Origin of the sequence: Kitasatospora humi, assembly GCF_020907985.1 — a bacterium.
In the GTDB taxonomy this organism is placed as follows: Bacteria; Actinomycetota; Actinomycetes; order Streptomycetales; family Streptomycetaceae; genus Kitasatospora; species Kitasatospora humi.
Genome location: NZ_JAJJPA010000016.1, coordinates 89,494 through 110,115, shown reverse-complemented (window position 1 = coordinate 110,115; position 20,622 = coordinate 89,494). Strand labels below are relative to the sequence as shown.

The window sequence follows — 20,622 nt, the reverse complement described above, 5'->3', positions numbered from 1 at the left end:
CTTCCCGTCTGTCGAGGAGGCGACCGATGGCCATCGCGACCGTGAATCCGGCGACCGGGCAGACCCTGCGAACGTTCGAGCCCTACTCGGCGGCCGCCGTCGAGGAGCGCCTGGTCCGCGCCGAGCAGGCCTTCGCGCAGTACCGGTTGACGGACTTCGCGCGGCGGGGCCAGCTGATGCACCGGGCCGCCGAACTGCTGGACGCCGACCGGGCGACCATCGCCCGCCTGATGACCACCGAGATGGGCAAGACGCTCACCGCGGCCCGCGCCGAGGCGGCCAAGTGCGCGAAGGCGATGCGCTGGTACGCGGACCGCGCGCCCGCGCTGCTCGCCGACGAGCACCCGGCGCCGGTCGATGTGACCGACGCCGGAGCCTCCCGCGCGCTGGTCCGGTACCGCCCGCTGGGCGTGGTGCTGGCCGTGATGCCGTGGAACTTCCCGCTCTGGCAGGTGATCAGGTTCGCCGCGCCGGCGCTGATGGCCGGCAACGTCGGCCTGCTCAAGCACGCCTCCAACGTGCCGCAGACCGCCCTCTACCTGGAGGACCTGTTCCGCGGCGCGGGCTTCCCCGAGGGCTGCTTCCAGACCCTGCTGATCTCCTCCGCCGCCGTCGCCGACGTGCTGCGCGACCCCCGGGTGGCGGCGGCCACCCTGACCGGCAGCGAAGGGGCCGGACGGTCGGTGGCGTCGGTGGCCGGCGACGAGGTCAAGAAGACGGTGCTGGAGCTGGGCGGCAGCGACCCGTTCGTGGTGCTGCCCTCGGCCGACATCGCCGAGGCGGCCCGGATCGCCGTCACCGCCCGGGTGCAGAACAACGGGCAGTCGTGCATCGCCGCCAAGCGGTTCATCGTGCACGAGCAGGTCTATGACGAGTTCCGCACCGCCTTCGTGGAGCGGATCGCGGCGCTGCGGATCGGCGATCCGATGCAGGAGTCCACCGACATCGGGCCGTTGGCCACCGCCCAGGGCCGCGATGACCTGGGCGAGTTGGTGGCCGACGCACAGGCGCTCGGCGCGCGGGTGGAGTGCCAGGTGGAGGTACCGGCCGAGCTCGGCGAGGGCTGGTGGTATCCGCCGACCGTGCTCAGCGGGATCACCGGACGGATGCGGATCCACCGCGAGGAGGCGTTCGGCCCGGTCGCCGCGCTGTACCGGGCGGAGAGCCTGGACCACGCCCTGGAACTTGCCAACGACTCTCCGTTCGGTCTCAGCTCCAATGTGTGGACCACCGAACCCGAGGAGCAGGAGCGGTTCGTCCGCGACATCCAGGCCGGCGCGGTCTACTTCAACGGGATGACCGCCTCGCACCCGGCACTGCCCTTCGGCGGGGTGCGCCGCTCGGGCTACGGGCGCGAGCTGTCCGGGCACGGCATCCGGGAGTTCTGCAACGCGACCACGGTCTGGATCGCCTGAGCGGCCCGAGATCCGGGCCGGGTCGGGAGGCTGGGCGGGGCGCACGGTCCGGCCCACGAGGGGGCGGCCCTCACGGTCCGGCCGGTCCCGTGCGGCCTGGCCTCAGTCCTCGCCCAGTACGGCGTACCACTCGACGTCGCTGTGCTCGAAGGAGTCGGCCGCCGCCTCTTCCTCCAGCAATCGGCGCTGCGCCTGCTCGGCGTGTGTGGGGGGCTCGCCCGGGGTGTTGATCTCGCGTTCCATCGTGACCTCCTCGGCTCGGGATTCCTGCAGCTAGCAGCCAGCGGTACCCGGGGGCTTGGTGATCAAACGAGCCCGCCGAATGGTTCGCTCGGATAGCGGACAAGTAGCCTCGGGCTATGGCAGATCCGAACTCCAGGGGTGAAACGCACCCGTCGGCCGACCCGGACCCGGTCAAGGCGGCAGAGCCAGCGGAGCTCGAGCAGCCGCGCGAGCCGGCCGAGCCGGAGCGGCCGCGCGAGCTGGCCGAGCCGGAGCGGGTGGGCGAGCCGGCCGAGCCGGAGCGGGTGGGCGGCGAGAGCGCCTGCCTGCTCCACCTGGTCTGCGCGGAGTGCGGGGCGCTGGCCGAGCAGCGGCCGCCGACCGTCTGCCGGCGCTGCGGGGCGGTCGTGGACCGGGAGTGACGGACGGGCCCGACCGCCGGTGCCGTGCGTCAGTCGTCCTCGGGCCGCGGGCCCTGGACGCAGAACCGGCCGCCCTGCGGGTCGCGCAGATCGGCCCACCGCCCGTACGGGCTGTCCTTGACCTCGCCCAGCACATCGGCGCCCAGCCGCTCGGCCAACTCCGCCGATTCATCGGCGTCGGCCACCGAGAAGTAGACGTTCCAGCTGGGCCGGGCCTCCGGGTCGGTCGCCGTCACCAGGGCTGCCACGCTCCGCTCGGTGGAGCGCAGCACCACCCGCTCGTGCTCCCAGCGCACGTCGAAGACGCCCGACTTGCGGTCGTCCCAGCCGAACACCTCCCCGTAGTAGAGCGCGGAGTCGAAGGCGTCCTTGGTGCGCAGCTCGATCCAGACCGGTCCACCGGCCAGCGAGCTGAGGACGGCTCCGGTGGTGGTGTCGCCCTCCCAGACGCCGAAGGGGGCGCCGGACCGGTCGGAGGCGATCAGCATCCGCCCGGCGTCGAACCCCAGCGGGCCGATCGCCACCGTGCCACCACGGGCCTGGATCCGCTCGGAGACGGCGTCGGCGTCCTCGGTGCCGAAGAAGGTTGTCCAGGCGACCGGCAGGTACAGCTCGGAGGCGCTCATGCCGGCCACCGCGACGCCTCCGGCCAACGCTCGGACATAGGGGCCCCAGCGGTCCGGACCGCGACTGAAGGTCCAGCCGAGCAACTCGCCGTAGAAAGCCATGGCGCCGTCCAGGTCGCTGACCGTCAGGCTCACCCAGCTGGGCAGGGCCGGCACGCACCGCACCACAGCCCCCTTCGCCGCCGCCGGCTCGGTCATCGCACCCGCCTCCTCGCTGCCGAGCACCGACCTGCCCGGCCTGGTCCGACCGTACCCGGAGCACGCCCACGTCGCACGGATGCGCCCGGCGAGCGCCGCGCTGCGCCGTGGGCCGGCACCGCGCTCGTGTCCCGGTGGCGCTACGGCCTGGTCATGGTCATCCCCAGCACGTCCAGCGCCTCGTCCAACTGCTGCTCGGTGAGCAGCCCTCGCGACAGGTAGCCGCGCTCCACGACCACCTGACGGATGGTCTTGCCCTCGGCGAGCGACTGCTTGGCCACCTTGGCGGCCTCCTCATAGCCGAGGTAGCGGTTGAGCGGGGTCACGATGGACGGCGAGGACTCGGCGTACTCACGGGCCCGCTCGACGTTGGCGGTGATCCCGCCGACGGTGCGGTCGGCCAGCAACCGGGCGGCCGAGGCGAGCAGTTGGATCGACTCCAGCACGTTGCGGGCGATCACCGGGAGCATCACGTTGAGCTCGAAGCTGCCGCTCGCGCCGGCCATGCCCACGGTCGCGTCATTGCCCACGACCTGGGCCGCCACCATGGCCACCACCTCGGGGACCACCGGATTGACCTTGCCCGGCATGATCGACGAACCCGGCTGCAGATCGGGCAGGTTGATCTCGGCCAGGCCGGTGCGCGGACCGGACGACATCCAGCGCAGGTCGTTGACGATCTTGGTGAGGCCGACCGCGATGGTCCGCAGCTGGCCGCTCAGCTCGACCAGGCCGTCCCGTGCGCCCTGCGCCTCGAAGTGGTTCCGCGCTTCGGTCAGTGGCAGGCCCGTGCTGCCGGCCAGCTCCGCGATCACGGCGGCGGAGAAGCCCGGCGGGGTGTTGATGCCGGTGCCGACCGCCGTACCGCCCAGGGGCAACTCGGCCACCCGGGGCAGGGCGGCGCGCAGCCGCTCCTGGCCGTAGGCGATCTGGGCCGCGTAACCGCCGAACTCCTGGCCGAGGGTGACCGGGGTGGCGTCCATCAGGTGCGTCCGGCCGGCCTTGACCACGTCGGCGAACTCCTCGGCCTTGCCCGTGAGCGCCGCCTCCAGCCGGGCCAGCGCCGGCAGCAGGTCCGCGGTGACGGCGGCGGTGGCGGCCACATGGATCGAGGAGGGGAACACGTCGTTGCTTGACTGGCTGGCGTTGACCTCGTCGTTGGGGTGCACCGGACGCCCCAGCCGCTCACCGGCCAGGGTGGCGATCACCTCGTTGGCGTTCATGTTGGACGAGGTACCGGAGCCGGTCTGGAAGACGTCGACCGGGAACTGGTCGTCCCACCGCCCGTCGGCCACCTCGGCGGCGGCCTGCTGGATGGCCTCGGCCACCGGGGCGTCCAGGATCCCCAGCGCACCGTTGACCTTGGCCGCCGCCGCCTTGATCCGGGCCAGGGCCTCGATGTGGGCCCGGTTCAGCCGCAGGCCCGACACCGGGAAGTTCTCCACCGCGCGCTGGGTCTGCGCCTGCCACTTGGCACCGGCCGGGACCCGCACCTCCCCCATCGAGTCGTGCTCGATCCGGTACTCCCCCGCCGAGTCGTGCTCGATTCGGGACTCACCCTGCTGGGTACTCATGACTCCACCTCCACGGATCACAGCTCCCCGGGGCGCCGCGGTATTTCCCGGTGCTGGGCCGTGTGGGTGACCACCGTTGCCGGCCTGCACCGCCGGCGGACCGCCGCCTACCGGAGCAGTCGATCGAGGAACGGGTTGCTGAACACGTGGTGGGGGTCGTGGCGGTCGAGCGTGGCGACGGCGGCGTCCCAGCCGGGGCCGCCGCCGGCCCGCAGGCTGTCGGGGATCACCCGGCCGAGCACCTCGGGATCGGCCCAGGTGGCGTCGGCAGTGTAGGCCCAGCCCTTGGACCACTCGACCCGCAGGCCGGCCCGGGTGCCGTCGAAGGTGGCGATCAGGAACTGCTCCAGGTCACGCCCGAACTGGTGCAGTCCGGGCGTGCCGGGCAGGGTGAGCACGTCGAACCAGACCGCCACGTCCCACTCGGGGTGGTCGGGGCGGGCCCGGATCGCCGAGAGCAGCGGCGGCTGGGCACCGGGGACCCCGCTGGCCGAAGGGTCCTCCAGGCCGGTCACCCGGATCTCCACGGCGCCGTTGACCGGGAACTGCCCGCGGTCCTGGTACTGCGTCAGCAGCCGCTGGTACGCGCCGGTGACCTGGCTGACCACCCACTGGACGTCCGCACGCCGGGCCAGTACCGCGTAACCGTTGGCGGTGACCCGCAGGGTGGTCGGGCGGACGTACTGCAGCACGGTGCGGGACGGGCCCCAGAGATCGGAGCGCAGGCCGTCGGCGAGCAGGTGGGTGACCACGTCCAGGGTGAGCACGTCGCGGATCAGGGTGCCGGACAGCAGCACGTCGGTGAGGTCCCCGGTGAGGCCCAACCGGGCGATCAGCGCCTGCAGTTCGCCGAAGGTCGGCGCCAACGCCCAGGAGCCGGCGACCAGTTCGCCGGCCAGTTCGGCCACCGGAGCCGGGATGCTGTCCGAGAAGGGGTAGTTGTAGGGCTGGTCCACGGCCCGGGAGCCGAACGGCCGGGTGGGGCAGACGCTCCACGTCTTGATCCACGGGAAGTCGGTGAAGGCGAACCAGATGGCCTCGATCCGGCCGCTCCGATCCATCAGCCCGGCGAAGGTGCGGGCGCCGGCGGTGCCGGGGGCGGCGAAGAGCTCGCTGACCGGGATGTCCATCCGGCTGAGGCAGCGCAGGTTCTGGTCCGGCCCGACGCGCAGCACGGCCTCGGTGACGAACGCCCGGCCCAGGTGCACCAGCAGGGCCGCGCAGTCCGGGTCGGAGCGGTCGAAGGTGCGCAGCGCGTACCGACCGGCGGTGGCGTCCCAGACCACGGCGGTGAGCTCGGTGACCAGATTGCTCACCGAGCCGAATCCGTGCCCGGGGGCCGGGGGTTCGCCGGCGGTCGGCACCGCGGTCCCGTGGCCGCCGATGGCGAGCACCCCGCCGAGGGTGAGGTCGCCGGGTGCCGGGCAGTGGCTGATGCCGAGGCCGTCGCCGGCCAGTTCGGCGAGCAGCCGCTCCATGGCGGCGCCGGTCTGGGCCCGGACGGCGGGCGCCGCGGTGCTGCCCGCCCGACTGATCGCGGTGAGGTGGCGGGTGGTGTCGAGCAGCAGCACGGTGGCGGCGGCGGGCGTTCCGTCGGTGACGGTGAGCGGCGCCCAGGTGTGCCGGAAGCCCTGGGCGCGCAGCTGCCAGCCCTGGGCGTGCGCCCAGTTGGCGAGGGTGACCACGTCCTCGGGCGTGCCGGGGGCGCAGGTCCACAACTGGTCGGCGTGGATCTCGCCGGCCCAGTTCTCGAAGACCTGGCGGTAGACCTCGATGCCGGCGGGGAAAGCGGGTGGCGCGGGGAGCAGCGGACCGGCGTCGGCCCGCGCCCGGTCGGGTGTGATGACGCCGTGCAGCAGCCAGGCGGCCCCGCCGAGCGCGGCGGACCCGGCCAGCAGGCGGCGACGCGTCAAGCCGCCGTCCGCGGTCGGCGCGGTGTCGTGCTCCATTGGTCCCCCCGGGGCAGGTGCGGTGCGTGACGGTGTCGACGCTAGGCAGCACCGGTGTGCGGCGTCCGGACGTTCTTCACCAATCAATAGTTCGAGTGAAGATGAGCCACTCGGGGAACCCGCACGGCCCCTCGGTCCGTTGGCTTCGCCTTCGCTCCCTCGGTCCTTGGCAGCTCCTTCGGCGCGCGGCCGGGCGCGGCTTGGGCCACCGTGGAGTGAAAGCAGCCCGAGGATCCCCAGGAGGCTTCCATGACCGAGCACACCTACCGGGTGACCGAGATCGTCGGCTCCTCCCACGAGGGCACCGACGCCGCGGTCCGCAACGCGCTCGCCCGCGCCTCGCAGACCCTGCGCCACGTCGACTGGTTCGAGGTGACGCAGGTGCGGGGCAACGTGGCGGACGGTGCGATCGAGCACTTCCAGGTGACCGTGAAGGTGGGCTTCCGCCTCGAGGACCCGCCGCGCTGAGACCCCCGCGGGTGCCGCGCCGACTCCTCGGCGCGGCACGGCCGTGCCCGCCACGGGCCCCCGGGGGCCGACGTCCGCGGACCGGCCGGCAGTGATGGGTGGCCGTCCGCGGAGCGGCAGTCAGTGATGGGTGACCGTCCGCGGACCGGCCGGCAGTGATGGGTGACCATCCGCGGAGCGGCAGTCAGTGATGGGTGACCGTCCGCGCAGTGGCAGTGCGACGGGCCCCGGGGCCGGTCTACGCGGGCTGCCCCGGTAGCGGCGGCGGGCCGCCGTCGGCCTCGGGGGGCCCGCCGACCTCCGGGCGCCGCGGCGGCCGACGGTGGCGGCGCCATGGCGTCAGCAGGTTCAGCAGGCGGCGCATCCGGATGACCCGCATGCTGGACAGCTCGGTGTCCAGGACGGAGTCCGTCCGCAGATCGGCCTCGATCTCCTCAAGGAGCTGCTGTTCGCGCGGGGAGAGAGCCGGACCCTCCATGATCCCCGCCTCCTCACCTCTGGACCTTCTGGTGGCGTTGTATCCCGCTGGTGCCCCGGCTCGGACCTTCCTAATCGCCGGGGGCCCCAGCGGCGGGCTCAGGATTCCGGAACCCCGAGCAGGCCCGTCGCGACGCCGTCCAAGGCGTGCGAGCAGACGCAGTCGCGGGCGGTGGGCAGTGCCTCGACCGCCTTGAAGAGCACCCCGCGCAGCCGGTCGACATTCCGCGCGAAGACTTCCAGGACCTCCGCGTGGGTGACCCCTTCACCGGCCGTCACGCCGGCGTCGACGTCGGTGACCAGAGCGAGCGAGGTGTAGCAGAGCCCCAGTTCGCGGGCGAGCACGGCCTCCGGGTGACCGGTCATGCCGACCACCGACCAGCCGCTGGCGGTGAACCAGCGGGACTCGGCCCGGGTGGAGAACCGCGGACCCTCGATGACCACCAGCGTGCCGCCGTCCACCGGCTCCCAGGCCTGGGAACGGGCGGCGGCGAGCGCGGCAGCCCGGCCGTCGGGGCAGTAAGGGTCGGCCATCGAGACGTGCACCACCTCCGGGAGCGTGCCGTCGGACAGCGGCAGGCCGTCGTAGTAGGTCTGCAGCCGGCCGGAGGTGCGGTCCACGAACTGGTCGGGGACCAGCAGGGTGCCGGGGCCGTACTCGGGGCGCAACCCGCCCACCGCGCAGGGCGCGACCACCTGGCGGACCCCGAGCGAGTGCAGTGCCCAGAGGTTGGCCCGGTAGTTGATCCGGTGCGGTGGCAGCTTGTGCCCGCGGCCGTGCCGGGGCAGGAACGCGACGGTGCGCCCGCCGATCCCGCCGAGGAACAGCGAGTCGCTGGGCGCACCGTACGGGGTGCTGACGGTGATCTCGGTGACGTCGTCCAGCAGGGCGTAGAGGCCGGAGCCGCCGATGACTCCGATCTCGGCCCGCCGTGCGGTGTGCTGATCAGTCATGCCTAATGATGCACCGTCGGGCGCAGCACGGTCTTGAAGGCCGGGACGTACCAGCGGCCGGCGATCTCCTCCTCCTCTTCGTGATCCCCACTGTGCCGGTGCTGCCAGTAGGGGTTGTCGTGCGGTAGACGGCCGCTGACCCTGCCGTACATGCCGAAGGTGGCGATCACCAGCCCGAAGATGAAGCTGAAGATCACGTTTTCCATCCGGAAGGCCAGCCTGTTCCAGCTGCTGTCGAGCGCGATGAGCCCGACGAAGCCGGCCAGGAAGAAGATCACACCGACGATCATGTTGAGCCAGGAGGCGAAGTTGCCGCCGACCACGGCGCCGATCATCAGGATGCCGCCGAAGATGATCGACAGAACGCCGAGCGCGCCGTTGCTGGACATGCCCGCGATGTCCTTGCCGTGGACGCTGGAGAAGCCGACGTTGCCGGCCAGCCCGAAGCAGCCCCAGATCAGCAGCGCCAGCCCGGCCAAGCCGGCGCCGTAGCGGTAGACCAGGGCCAGGCGGTGGTCCACGGGAAGTTCGTTCTGCAGTTTCATGACGGCCTCCACTGGTGCATGACGGCCCTCACCGGAGGGTTCCCGAGGGAAGCGGCGGGTGGCCGCTCCCGGAAGCTCTGGCTCCACGCTACGCCCGAAGGTGCGGCGCAGCCCTCCGGGCCGCCTTGCCCCGGGCTGACCAGCGGAAACGGCCGACGGCCCGGGCGCTCGGGCCCGGCCTGGTCGGTGGCGCCCGGCCGATGGCGCTGGAGGGGGACGGGCGCCGGCCGGCCGCGCCGGCCCGCAGCGCGGCGGGTGCGCGAGAGATCCCAGGGCGACGGATCCCGAGGGCGACGGATCCCGAAGACGAGAGACCCCGAAAGCGAGAGGCCCCGAAAGCGGGAGGCACCGAAGGCGATGGGTCTCCAGGACGGTGGATCCCGAAGGCGAGAAGACGTTCGGCGGCGGGCGAAGAGCCTGCCGGGGGCGGCGGGCGAAGAGCCTGCCGGGGGCGGCGGGCGAAGAGCCTGCCGGGGGCGGCGGGCGGCAGCCGCCGAGCCGCCGCCGGACGACGTGGTCGCCCGGGTGAGGAGCCGCTGCCGGGCCCCGCTCGCGCTGCTGCGGCCGGCTCCGGACCGGGCTACGCGCTGACCGGCGGTGGGGCGCCGGTCAGCGCGGGTACTCGTCGTCGTCCACCGGGACCTGACGGGTCTGCTCGACCGCGTCGGCCACGTCGGCGGCGGCGTCCAGGGTGAGGTCGGCACGCGGGGTGGGCTGCTCGTCGCTGCCGCTTTCCAGGTCCTCCGGGTCGTCCATGGCGTCACGGACGTCGACGGCGTAATCAGTGGCGTTGTCGGTCATGACCTCACCCCTCACAGCTGCGGGACCCCGGCGGCCCCTGCTGTCTCCAACACTTACCCGACCTGCACCGTCCGACGCGACACCCTGGCGGGACGTCGGCGTGTTGTCCGAAGGGCATGCGGCGGACGCTCAGGTCCAGGAGGTGTCACGCTTGACGGTCATGCGGTGTCCTCCCTCGTGCGGCGCGTCGTGCGGCGACAGGCCGACTGGATCGGTGCCCTCCCCTGTTCGGCACCGACCCAGTCCGGCTCGGTCGTCATGAGCCTGCCGCAGGCCGCTCACGGGCGGGTAACATCCCGATAATGGACCATCAACAGGGGCCCCGGCAGGGCCGCCCGACCACCGCGGACGAGCCTGTCGCAGGGCTGCGATTCGGGTTGCTCGGGCCCTTGACGGTCCATGACGCCGCCGGTGCGGCGCTGCGCGTCAGCTCGCCGAAGGTGCGCGCGCTCCTCGCCGTGCTGCTCCTCGAACCCGGCCGGGTGGTGTCCCGCGACCGGTTGACCGGGGCGCTCTGGGGCGAGCATCCCCCGGCCACCGCACCCACCTCGCTCAACAACCACGTGGTCCAGCTGCGCCGGCTGCTCGGCCCCGGCGGCCCGCGCCGGCTGCGCACCGCCGCCCCCGGCTACCTGCTCGAAGTCGGCGCCGGCGAGCTGGACAGCGCGGTCTTCAGCGAACTGCTGGAGACGGCCCGTGCCGCCCGCCGGGCCGGCGACTGGCAGGCCGTCAGCGACCGCTGCGCCGAGGCGCTGCGGCTGTGGCGCGGCACCCCGCTGACCGACCTGCCCTCGCTGGCCGAGGAGGCACTGCCCCATGTGCAGCAGCTCCAGGAGCTGCGCCTGCAGGCCCTGGAGTGGCAGTTCGACGCCGAACTGGAGCTGGGCCGACCGCACGGCGTGATCCCGGAGCTGAACCGGCTGACGGCGGAGCACCCGCTGCGCGAGGCCTTCCACCGCCAGCTGATGGTCGCCCTGCACCGCACCGACCAGCGGGCCGAGGCGCTGGCGAGCTACCAGCGGCTGCGCCGCACCCTGGTCGAGGAGCTGGGCATCGAGCCCGGTCCCCGGGTGCGGGCCGCGCACCAGGAGATCCTGCGCGCCGAGCAGCAGGCCGCCGGGGTGCAGGACGACGCCGAGCTGCCGGCGGTGGCGGCGGGCGCCGGCCTGCCGCGGGACGTGGCCGGCTTCACCGGCCGCTACGAGGAGTTGGAGCGGCTGCTGGCGGCCTGCCGCACCGACCGCCCCGACGGTTCGGTGCGGATCCTGGCGCTGGACGGCATGCCGGGGGTCGGCAAGAGCGCCCTCGCCGTGCACGCCGCGCACCGGCTGGCTGCCGACTTCCCGGACGGGCAGATCTTCCTACCGCTGCACGCCCACACCCCCTGCACCCCGGCCGTCGAGCCGGCCGACGCGCTGGCCGCCCTGCTGCTCACCGTCGGGGTGGCGCCGCAGCAGATCCCGCCGGACCTGGACGCCCGGGCCAACCTGTGGCGCAGCCGGCTGGCCGGGCGCCGGGTGCTGCTGCTGCTCGACGACGCCCGCAGCAGCGAGCAGGTCCGCCCGCTGCTGCCCGGCTCCCCCGGCTGTCTGGTGCTGGTCACCAGCCGCCGCCGGCTGCCGGCGCTGGGCGACGCGGTGCCGATGACGCTCGGCGTGCTGCCGCCCGACGAGGCCGCCGAGCTGTTCACCGCCACCGCGCAGCGGCCCGATCTGGCCCCGGACCAGCCTGCCGTGGTCGAGGTGGTCGAGCTCTGCGGCTACCTGCCGCTGGCGATCCACCTGACCGCCGCCCGGCTGCGGCACCGGCGGGCCTGGTCGGTGGCCGACCTGGTGCCCGACCTGGCCGCCGCCGCGGGCCGGCTGGCGGCGCTGCGGGCCGAGGACGTCTCGGTGGCCGCCGCCTTCGACCTCTCCTACCGGGACCTGATGCCCGCCCAGCGCCGGCTGTTCCGCCGGCTCGGGCTCACCCCGGGCGACCACTTCGACGCCCGCGCGGCCGCCGCGCTGGACGGCACCGACGTGGCCACCGCCCGCCGCCTGCTGGAGGAGCTGGAGGACCACCACCTGGTGGACGAGCCGGTCCGCGGCCGCTACCGGATGCACGACCTGATCCGCGAGCACTCCCGGGCCCTGGGCACGATGGACGACCCCTCGGTGCGGCACGCCGCGGTGGGCCGGCTGCTGGATTCCTACCTGGCCACCGTGATCGAGGCGGGCCGCCGGCTGGCAGTGCGCCACAACCGCTGGGTGCCCGCCCAACGCATCGCCGGGGCCGAGCTGCCCACCGAGGAGGCGGCCACCGCCTGGCTGCGCGCCGAGCGGGGCAACCTGCGGGCGGCGATCGAGTACGCGGCCGCCAACGGGCACCCCGACCACGCGATCCGGCTGCCCGCCGCGCTGCACGACTTCCTGCGCACCCAGGGGCACTGGAACCAGGCCCGCGAGCTGCACCGGATCGCCCTGGCGACCGCCCGCGCCACCGGCGACCGGTTCGGTCAGGCCGAGGCGCTCACCCACCTGGGCACCTTCCAGCGGCTCACCGGTGAGCACGAGGCCGGAGCCGAGCATCTGCGGCTCGCACTGGAACTCTTCCAGCAGTTGGAGGACGCGTCCGGGCAGGCGGCCGCACTGGTGCAACTGGGTGCCCTGGAACGGACCTTCGGCTGCAACACCCGGGCCCGCGACCAGTTCGCCGAGGCGCTCGACCTGGCGCGCGGCGCGGCCGACCGCCCCGGCGAGGCGGAGGCGCTCAGCCAGCTGGGCATCCTGGGCCGGATCACCGGCGAGTACGCCGAGGCCACCGCGCACACCACCCGGGCGCTGCTGCTCTTCCGGGAGCTGGGCAACCGGACCGGGCAGACCGCCGCACTCAGCGAGCTGAGCCTGATCCAGCAGCTCACCGGCGACCTGCCGGCCGCCGAGGAGAGCCTGCACCAGGCGCTGGAGCTGTGCCGGGCCCGCGACGACCGGCCGGGCGAGGCCTATGCGCTGGCCAGCCTGGGGTCGCTGCAGCAGCTGAGCGGCCGCTACCAGGCGGCCGAGGCGACGCACCGCCAGGCGATGTCCCTCTACCGGGGCCTGGGCAACCGGATCGGCGAGGCCAACGGGCTGATGGCGCTCGGCGCGGTGCGCCTGGTCATCGGCCAGTACCAGAGCGCCGAACAGGACCTGCTGCAGGCCAGCGCGATGTACCACGAACTGGACGAGGCACGCGGGCGGATGAACACCATGGCCTACCTGGGTGTTTTGCGGCTCGCCACCGGGCGGCCAGCCGCGGCGGCGGAGAACCTGCGGGCGTCGCTGGCGCTCTACCGCGAGCAGGGCGACCGGCACGGCGAGTCCCGGGTCCTGGCCTACCTGGGCGACGCGCTGCTCGCCCTGGGCCAGTGCCCCGCGGCGGAGGAGCACCTGCGGGCCGCGCTGGCGCTCTGCCAGGACCGCGGCGACCGGAGCGGCGAGGCCGAGGTGCGCAACATCCTGGGCCGCCTGCTGACCGCCACCGGCCGTCCGGACGCGGCGCACCGGGAGTTCACGGCGGCGCTCGACGGCGCCCGGGCGGTCGGCTCCCCGTTGGAGCAGGTGCGCGCGCTGACCGGCCTGGGCCGCCACGCGCTGCGCACCGGCCGCCACGCCGAGGGCACCGGGCAGTTGCAGGACGCGCTGGAGCTGGCCCGTCATCTCGGCGTCCCGGAGGCCGCTGATCTGGGCGAGCTGCTGGCCGGCCCGCCCAGCCGGGCCGCCGCCGGCTACTGACGACGACTCGCCCGAGGGCAACCGCCTGGGCGACCGTCCTGCCGTCAGGTCGGCCGCGCGCACGTCCTGACGGCAGCTCGGCCGCGGTGCACATCCTGACGGCAGGTCAGCCGGTCGGAGCAACGGCGGTTGCGCGGCCGTTCCCCGCTGGCAGGCTGGACCGGGGGCAGGCCCGTCGGAACGGAGTGCGGTCGCGGTGAGCTACGCCCACTGGTCGGTACGCGCGGTGTCGTTCCTGATCGACATGCTGGCCTGCCTGGCGCCGAACATCATCGCCGGCGCGGCCGACCCCGGCGACGACGCGGTGCAGATCGCCATGCTGCCGCTCTCGGTCCTGCTGCTCGCCTACAACCGCTGGCACCGGGCCGGACGCACCGGGCAGAGCTGGGGACGGCAGCTGATGGAGATCGAGCTGAGCGGTGCGGCGGGCAGGCGGCCGACCGGGATGCTGCACGCCTTCCTCCGCGACCTGGCGCACCTGCTGGACTGCGTCCCCTGCTTCCTGGGCTGGCTCTGGCCGCTCTGGGACCACCGCAAACAGACGTTCGCCGACAAGCTCGCCAACACCGTGGTGCTCGGCGACTGACCGGCCCGGCACGGCACGGACCAGCACCCGACGACCGCCCCCGGAGGGGTTCCATGACCAGCCCGCAGCAACCCCCGGCCGGCCGGCTGGGCAGACTCGGCGCCTGGTGCGCCCGCCACTTCGTCCTGGTGGTGGTCTGCTGGCTGCTGGCGCTGGCCGGCCTGCACGTCCTGCAGAACAGCATCGGCGGCACGTACGCCGACAACTTCAACCTCCCGGGCACCCAGTCGGACACCGGTCTGAACCTGCTCAAGGTCCACGCGCCCGCGTCCGGCGGCACGAGTGCCCAGGTGGTGCTGAACGACGCCCAGGCCCCGCTCTCCGCGGTGTCCGGGCAGACCAGCCAGGTGGTCACCAATCTCCAGCACCTGCCGCACGTGCTCTCCGCGACCGGCCCCACCGTCTCCCAGAACGGACACATCGGCTACGTCACGATGCACTTCGACACCAACCCCACCTCACTGGGCAAGTCGTACCTGAGCCAGGTGGACACGGCGGTGGCCCCGCTGCGGAACGCCTCCGTGGAAGTCGAGTACGGCGGCCCGCTCGGCGAACTGGCCAGGCCCAAGGCCACCGACCTGGCCAGCGAGGCGATCGGCTTCGGGGTCGCGGTGGTGGTGCTGCTGATCGGCTTCGGCAGCGTGCTCGCGGCCGGTCTGCCGCTGGTCAGCGCGCTGGTGAGCGTGATCGTCGGCCTGAGCTGCCTGAGCCTGCTGGCCATCGCCTTCACCTTCGCCACCGTCTCCCCGACGCTGGCCACCATGATCGGTCTCGGGGTCGGGATCGACTACGCGCTCTTCCTGATCACCCGCCACCGCCAGCAGCTGATGGACGGCCGGGACCCGGTCACGGCGGCCGCCCGCGCCACCAGCACCAGCGGCCGGGCCGTGCTGGTCTCCGGCTGCACCGTGATCATCGCGCTGGCCGGGTTGTACGTCTCCCGGGTCGCCTTCATCGGCAAGCTCGGTGTGGCCGCCGCGGTCACGGTGGTCACCGCGGTCCTCGGCGCGCTCACCCTGGTGCCCGCGCTGCTCGGCTGGCTCGGCCCGCACATCGACCGGTTCACCGTGCGCCGGGCGGTCGCCGAGGAGCCCGAACGGCCGGACGACGCGGAGCCGGCCGTCCCGTCCGACGGCCTGGCCCGCTACGCGCAGCAGGTCGCCGACCGCCCGTGGTGGTTCCTGGCCGCCGGCCTCGTCGTGGTGGGCGTGCTGGCGATCCCGCTGTTCTCGATCCGGCTCGACCACATCGACGACGGCGCCGACCCGACCAGTTTCACCGACCGGCGGGCCTTCGACCTGATCTCCACCGGCTTCGGACCCGGTACCAACGGCCCGCTGACCATCGTCGTCGACCAGAGCGGGGTGGCCACCGGCGACCGCCAGGCGCTGGCCGGCAAGGTGCAGCAGGCGCTCACCGACGTGCCCGGCGCGGCGAGCATCAGCGCGCCGCAGCCGACCTCAGACGGGCAGCTGCTGGTGGCCACCGCCGTTCCCGTCGGCCGGCCGCAGAACGCGTCCACCACCAGCCTGTACAACCTGCTCCGCACGCAGGTGCTGCCGCACGCCCTGGCCGGCACCCCCGCCAAGGGCTACATCACCGGTACCACCGCCGCCCAGCTGGACTTCGTGGAGCTGATGACCAGTCGGCTACCGGGCATCATCGCGGTGGTGGTCGGCCTGGCCTTCCTGGTGATCCTGACGGTCTTCCGCGGCCTGCTGGTGGCGGTCAAGGCCGCGGTGCTCAACCTGCTGTCGATCGCCGCGTCCTACGGCGTGGTGGTGGCGGTCTTCTACTGGGGCTGGGGCGGCCCGGCCCTGGGCGTCTCCGGGAACGTCCCGATCGAGAGCTACGTGCCGATGATCATGTTCGCCATCGTCTTCGGGTTGAGCATGGACTACGAGGTCTTCCTGCTCTCCCGGGTGCACGAGTTCTGGCTGCGCACCCACAACGAGCACGACAGCGTCGCGCACGGCCTGCGGATCACCGCCCGGGTGATCAGCTGCGCCGCGCTGATCATGATCAGCGTCTTCGCGGCGTTCCTGCTCAGCCACACCATCGTGGTCAAGATGCTCGGGTTGGGCCTCGCGGTCAGCGTGTTGATCGACGCCACGGTGGTGCGACTGCTGATGGTCCCGGCGGTGATGGTGCTGCTGGGACGCCACGCCTGGTGGACCCCGCGCTGGCTGGACCGCGTGCTCCCGCACATCGATCCGGAGGGCGCGGCCATCGATCCGCAATCGGCGAAAAACGGGTGACATCGGGGCGAATTCTCGATGTCGGGCCCCAAGGGATGCCTGGATCCGGCCAGTTGGGGGGCGACTGGCCCGGCCCGGTCCCGTTAGGGTGCGGGCAGGTAGTTGTCCGTACAACTTGATGGGAGCCCCCGTGTCCTCGTCCAACCGCTGGCCCGCCGGACCGCGACGTGTCCTGGTGGTCGGCATCGACGGCGTCCGCCTCGACCTGCTGCCGGAACTGAACACCCCGCACCTCGACGCGGTGGCGGCAGCCGGTTTCCTCGCCCCGGTGGAGGTGGACGACGCCACCCCGACCATGTCCGGGCCGTGCTGGGCGACCATCGCGACCGGTGTCACGGTGGCCAAGCACGGCGTGTGGGGCAACCAGCTGAGCGGCAACCGGCTGGACGTCTTCCCGGACTTCACCACCCGACTGGCCGCCGACCACGGCCGCCGCACCTTCGCCGCCGGGGGCTGGGAGCCGCTCTTCCTGGCCCGCCAGGGCGGCCCGATGTTCGCCGCCCCCGGCCGGCTGTCCTACATAGCCCCGCTGGCGGACACCCCCGAGGACTGGGAGGTCTGCGACGAGCGGGTCACCGCGGCGGCGGTCGAGGTGCTGACCGGGGACGACGACCCGCAGGCGAGCTTCGTCTACCTGGGCGCGGTGGACGAGACCGCGCACTTCCTCGGCTGCGGTGCCGAGTACCGCCGCTCGATCGAGGCGGCGGACGCCCGGCTCGGCCGGCTGCTGGCCGCACTGCGGGCCCGCCCGGAGTACGCCGACGAGGAGTGGACGGTGATCGTGGTGACCGACCACGGCCACGTCGACGCCGGCGGCCACGGCGGGCGCAGCACCGAGGAGCGCACCGCCTGGGTGGCCGCCTGCGGGCCCGGCCTGGTGCCGGGCGGCGCGGTGCTCCCGGTCCGCCACGTGGACGTGGCGGCCCATGTGTTCACCGCCCTGGACATCGTCCCGGACTCGCACTGGACGCTGGACGGACGCCCGTTCACCCCGGCCGCCGAGCTGGTCGCGCAGGCCTGACCTGCGTCAGAGCGCCTTGACCAGCTTCTCGAAGGCCAGGTCGTCGCGCTTGGGCAGCCCGAACCGCTCGTCGCCGTACGGGAACGGCGACAGCTCGCCGGTGCGCCGGAAACCGCGCCGCTCGTACCAGGCGATCAGGTCCTCGCGCTGCACGATCACCGTCATCTCCAGCTCGGTGGCGCCCCACTCGGCGCCGGCGAACCGCTCGGCCTCGGCGAGCACGGCACGCCCGACCCCGCCACCCTGCTGGGTCGGGCGGACCGAGAACATCCCGAAGTAGGCGCCCGAGGGGCGGCGCTCCAGCGTGCAGCAGGCCAGCAGCGCGCCGTCCCGCTCGGCGAGCAGCACCACGGTGTCGGGTCGGGCCAGCGTGGCGACCAGCGACTCCGGGTCGGTGCGCTGCCCGTCCAGCAGGTCGGCCTCGGTGGTCCAGCCCGACCGGCTGCTCTCGCCGCGGTAGGCGGACTCGACCAGCTCCACCAGGGCGGGGACGTCCGCCGCGGTGGCGGTGCGGAAGGCCAGATCGGGGGCGGCGGTGACCATGGCGGGCTCCTCGGCGGTTCGATCTCCACGGTGTCCCGGGCATCGTGCCACACGCGGTGGCCACCCGGACGGCCCAGCTCCCCGATGAGTGGCCACCCGATCACGGTAAGGATGGGACGGTAACCGTACGCAGCAGAACGGTAGGGGTCCGCCAACCATGAAGCCGCGCTTCTTCGCGATCGTGACCGCCGTCCTGATCGGCGCCCTGGGGCTCGGCGCGGCCGCCGTCACCCAGTGGGTGCCGGTCACCGCCCCCGCCGCCGGCGCGATCCGCCCGGTCGGCGCCGGAGGCACCGCCGCCGCCTCCCCCACCGGCGACCCGGCCGTGTGGACCCGCAGCACGCTGCGGAACAAGCTGATGGCCGAGATGCAGGCGACCGACCCCGGTGTGGCCCTGGCCGACCTGGACAAGATCACCAAGCAGAAGCCGTACACCGTGCGGTTCTGCCACCCGATCGCGCACGAACTGGGCCACGCCGCCGTGAAGCGCTACAACCACGACTTCCAGAAGGTGCTCTCGTTCCCGCACGACACCTGCGCGGCGGGTTACCTGCACGGTGCCGTCGAGGAGATGCTGGCGGGTTCCAGCGATCCGAGCCACGACCTGCTGAAGCTCTGCGAGCCGCAGATGAGCGGGCCGTGCGTGCACGGCGTGGGCCACGGCACCATCTACGTCACCAACCAGGACGTGCCCAAGGCCCGTGACCTGTGCAGCGAGTTCGGCAGCCAGAGCCGGATCGTCACCTGCTCCGAGGGCCTGTTCATGCAGCTCTTCTCCCCGGACGAGGAGGACGCCAAGGCCAAGTCGCTGGTCCCGCTCGACAAGCTGTACGCCTCCCTCTACCCGTGCCCGCAGCAGCCCGCGCTCTTCCAGTCCGCGTGCTTCTTCTACGCGCCGACCCTCTACCTGTCCTCGCACGACTACCCCAACCACCCGGAGATCTACGGCCAGACGCTCAAGTGGTGCCTGAACGCGCAGGCCAGCGGCGGCGCCAACGACTGCAGCCGCGGGCTCGGTTCGCGGCTGATGAAGTACAACCTGGACCGCGAGGACTGGGCGGGCCAGCAGTGCGCCACCGCGGCCGACGGCTGGCAGCGCAAGGCCTGCACCGAGGGGCTGGTCAGCTACTACACGGTCAACTACACCGACCCGGGGGCGGCGGGCCGGCTCTGCGCCAAGCTGACCACCGAGGAGATCGCCCGCTACTGCCGGTCGGCCGCCCACCTGTCGGGTTCGCTCGACTGACCACCTGGTGGAACGGCCCGGCTGACCCGCACCCCGCGGTCATACCATCGGCCGCATGTCCGACTTCCGCACCGCCGCCCGTGCCGCTGCCGAGCTGGTCTCCGACTACCTGGCCGCGGTGCCGGCCGGCCCGGTCTGGCAGCCGATGGACCCGGCCGCCCGGCAGGCGCTGCTGGACGCGCCGCTGCCGCCCACCGGCCAGGAGCTGGAGGAGCTGCTGGCCGTGATCGCCGGGCAGGTCCTCCCGGCCCCGATGGGCAACGGGCATCCGCGGTTCTTCGGCTGGGTCAACTCGGCCCCCGCCCCCGCCGGTGTGCTGGCCGCCCTGGCCGCCGCCGCGATGAACCCCAGCTCGGCGGGCGGCGACCACGCCGACGTGCACCTGGAGCGGGCGGTGGTGCGCTGGATCGCCGAGCTGGTCGGATTCCCCCACCGTCCCGGCGGCGGCCTGCTCACCTCCGGCACCTCGATGGCCACCATCGTCTGCCTGGCCGCCGCCCGTGGCCGGGCCGCCGCACGGGTCGGCCACGACGTGCGGGCCGACGGGCTGGCGGGGCTGCCGCCGCTGGTCGGCTACGTCACCGGCGAGACCCACTCATGCGTCCGCAAGGCCGCCGAGCTGCTGGGCCTGGGCAGCCGGCAGCTGCGGGCGGTGCCCGCCGACGCCGAGGGCCGGATCGACCCGGCCGCACTGCGGGCCGAGGTCGCCGCCGACCGGGCGGCCGGCCGGCTGCCGTTCCTGGTGGTCGCCTCGGCCGGCACCGTCAACACCGGCGCGGTGGACGCCTTCGAGCCGATCGCCGACCTGTGCGCCGAAGAGGAGCTGTGGCTGCACGTCGACGGCGCGTACGGCGCCTTCGGGGTGCTCGACCCGGCGATCGCGCACCGCTACGCGGGACTGGACCGGGCCGACTCACTCGCCCTGGACCCGCACAAGTGGTTGGGCGTGCCGGTGGACTGCGGCTGCGCGCTGGTCCGCGACCCGGAGCAGCTGCGGGGGACCTTCAGCCTGGTGCCGTCCTACCTGCGCGACGAGGAGGGCGGGCTCGGCTGGTTCTCGGAGTACGGCATCGAACAGACCCGCCCGTTCCGCTCGCTCAAGGTGTGGGCCACCATCGCGCACCGCGGCCGGGACGGGATCGCCGCCGACGTCGCGCACTGCACCCGGCTGGCCCGGCGGCTCGGCGAGCTGGTGGCCGCCGATCCGGCACTGGAGCTGCTGGCGCCGGTGGACACCTCCGTCGTCGCCTTCCGGGCCCGGCCCGCCGGCCTGGCCGAGGCCGAGCTGAACGCGCTCAACCGGGCGCTGCCGCTCGCCGTCCAGCGGCGCGGCCGGGCCTTTGTGACGGGCACGTTGCTCGGTGACCGGGAGGCGCTCCGGGCGTGCCTGATCAACGCCGCCACCAGCGAGGCCGATCTGACCGTCCTGCTGGACGAAGTCCGGTGCGCGGCAGCCGAACTGACAGCCCGGCAGTAGACCTGGCCGAGTCCCGGGACGCACTCGCAGACATTAACCGCGCGGTCACGACGGATTCGTGATCGTGAAACACCGGTCCGTCATG

Annotated in this window: 18 protein-coding genes; 9 read left to right on the top strand and 9 right to left on the bottom strand. The window is 73.4% G+C overall.

The window, feature by feature from the left end:
- The first annotated feature begins 26 nt into the window (after window positions 1-26).
- A complete protein-coding gene (locus LN042_RS17635) occupies window positions 27-1,415 on the top strand; it encodes an NADP-dependent succinic semialdehyde dehydrogenase (protein WP_230052190.1) in 1,389 nt (462 codons plus the stop codon).
- Window positions 1,416-1,517: 102 nt separating this feature from the next.
- Here LN042_RS17635 and LN042_RS17630 read toward each other — a convergent pair whose 3' ends face one another.
- Window positions 1,518-1,658, bottom strand: a complete 141-nt coding sequence (locus LN042_RS17630) for a hypothetical protein (RefSeq protein ID WP_230052189.1) — start codon at window positions 1,656-1,658, stop codon at window positions 1,518-1,520.
- Window positions 1,659-1,774: 116 nt separating this feature from the next.
- Between LN042_RS17630 and LN042_RS17625 the strand changes: the two genes are divergently transcribed.
- Window positions 1,775-2,059 carry a hypothetical protein gene (locus tag LN042_RS17625; protein ID WP_230052188.1) on the top strand — a complete coding sequence of 95 codons (285 nt, stop codon included), beginning with the start codon at window positions 1,775-1,777 and terminating at the stop codon, window positions 2,057-2,059.
- Window positions 2,060-2,088: 29 nt separating this feature from the next.
- Here LN042_RS17625 and LN042_RS17620 read toward each other — a convergent pair whose 3' ends face one another.
- The 3 genes from LN042_RS17620 to LN042_RS17610 form a co-directional block, all read right to left on the bottom strand.
- Window positions 2,089-2,883 (bottom strand): VOC family protein, encoded by a 795-nt coding sequence (locus LN042_RS17620; protein WP_230052187.1) that lies wholly within the window; start codon window positions 2,881-2,883, stop codon window positions 2,089-2,091.
- A 140-nt stretch (window positions 2,884-3,023) separates the two neighbouring features.
- Complete coding sequence (locus LN042_RS17615) at window positions 3,024-4,457, bottom strand: class II fumarate hydratase (RefSeq protein ID WP_230052186.1); 1,434 nt, start codon at window positions 4,455-4,457, stop codon at window positions 3,024-3,026.
- A 107-nt stretch (window positions 4,458-4,564) separates the two neighbouring features.
- Window positions 4,565-6,406, bottom strand: a complete 1,842-nt coding sequence (locus LN042_RS17610) for a cholesterol oxidase substrate-binding domain-containing protein (RefSeq protein WP_230052185.1) — start codon at window positions 6,404-6,406, stop codon at window positions 4,565-4,567.
- Window positions 6,407-6,655: 249 nt separating this feature from the next.
- On the opposite strand from LN042_RS17610, the gene LN042_RS17605 reads away from it, so the two are divergent.
- Window positions 6,656-6,874 (top strand): dodecin, encoded by a 219-nt coding sequence (locus tag LN042_RS17605; RefSeq protein ID WP_230052184.1) that lies wholly within the window; start codon window positions 6,656-6,658, stop codon window positions 6,872-6,874.
- Window positions 6,875-7,112: 238 nt separating this feature from the next.
- On the opposite strand, the gene LN042_RS17600 is transcribed toward LN042_RS17605, so the two are convergent.
- The 4 genes from LN042_RS17600 to LN042_RS17585 form a co-directional block, all read right to left on the bottom strand.
- Window positions 7,113-7,352: a hypothetical protein gene (locus tag LN042_RS17600; protein ID WP_230052183.1), complete on the bottom strand. Its 240-nt coding sequence runs from the start codon at window positions 7,350-7,352 to the stop codon at window positions 7,113-7,115.
- A gap of 98 nt (window positions 7,353-7,450) precedes the next feature.
- Window positions 7,451-8,305: an S-methyl-5'-thioadenosine phosphorylase gene (locus LN042_RS17595; RefSeq protein WP_230052182.1), complete on the bottom strand. Its 855-nt coding sequence runs from the start codon at window positions 8,303-8,305 to the stop codon at window positions 7,451-7,453.
- A gap of 2 nt (window positions 8,306-8,307) precedes the next feature.
- Entirely contained in the window at window positions 8,308-8,850 is a 543-nt protein-coding gene (locus tag LN042_RS17590) for a DUF4383 domain-containing protein (protein ID WP_230052181.1), read from the bottom strand.
- A 609-nt stretch (window positions 8,851-9,459) separates the two neighbouring features.
- On the bottom strand, window positions 9,460-9,651 hold the full coding sequence (locus tag LN042_RS17585) for a hypothetical protein (protein WP_230052180.1): 192 nt from the start codon (window positions 9,649-9,651) through the stop codon (window positions 9,460-9,462).
- 302 nt (window positions 9,652-9,953) lie between these two features.
- On the opposite strand from LN042_RS17585, the gene LN042_RS17580 reads away from it, so the two are divergent.
- The 4 genes from LN042_RS17580 to LN042_RS17565 all read left to right on the top strand — a co-directional run bounded on the left by LN042_RS17580 (window position 9,954) and on the right by LN042_RS17565 (window position 17,271).
- Window positions 9,954-13,406 carry an AfsR/SARP family transcriptional regulator gene (locus LN042_RS17580; RefSeq protein WP_230052179.1) on the top strand — a complete coding sequence of 1,151 codons (3,453 nt, stop codon included), beginning with the start codon at window positions 9,954-9,956 and terminating at the stop codon, window positions 13,404-13,406.
- Window positions 13,407-13,602: 196 nt separating this feature from the next.
- Window positions 13,603-13,992, top strand: a complete 390-nt coding sequence (locus tag LN042_RS17575; RefSeq protein ID WP_230052178.1) for an RDD family protein — start codon at window positions 13,603-13,605, stop codon at window positions 13,990-13,992.
- 53 nt (window positions 13,993-14,045) lie between these two features.
- Window positions 14,046-16,250 carry an MMPL family transporter gene (locus LN042_RS17570; RefSeq protein ID WP_230052177.1) on the top strand — a complete coding sequence of 735 codons (2,205 nt, stop codon included), beginning with the start codon at window positions 14,046-14,048 and terminating at the stop codon, window positions 16,248-16,250.
- Window positions 16,251-16,380: 130 nt separating this feature from the next.
- Window positions 16,381-17,271 (top strand): alkaline phosphatase family protein, encoded by an 891-nt coding sequence (locus LN042_RS17565; RefSeq protein ID WP_308191821.1) that lies wholly within the window; start codon window positions 16,381-16,383, stop codon window positions 17,269-17,271.
- Window positions 17,272-17,277: 6 nt separating this feature from the next.
- On the opposite strand, the gene LN042_RS17560 is transcribed toward LN042_RS17565, so the two are convergent.
- Complete coding sequence (locus tag LN042_RS17560; RefSeq protein ID WP_230052176.1) at window positions 17,278-17,814, bottom strand: GNAT family N-acetyltransferase; 537 nt, start codon at window positions 17,812-17,814, stop codon at window positions 17,278-17,280.
- A 157-nt stretch (window positions 17,815-17,971) separates the two neighbouring features.
- Between LN042_RS17560 and LN042_RS17555 the strand changes: the two genes are divergently transcribed.
- Window positions 17,972-19,060: a hypothetical protein gene (locus tag LN042_RS17555; protein WP_230052175.1), complete on the top strand. Its 1,089-nt coding sequence runs from the start codon at window positions 17,972-17,974 to the stop codon at window positions 19,058-19,060.
- A 55-nt stretch (window positions 19,061-19,115) separates the two neighbouring features.
- Entirely contained in the window at window positions 19,116-20,537 is a 1,422-nt protein-coding gene (locus LN042_RS17550) for a pyridoxal phosphate-dependent decarboxylase family protein (protein WP_230052174.1), read from the top strand.
- Window positions 20,538-20,622 lie beyond the last annotated feature (85 nt).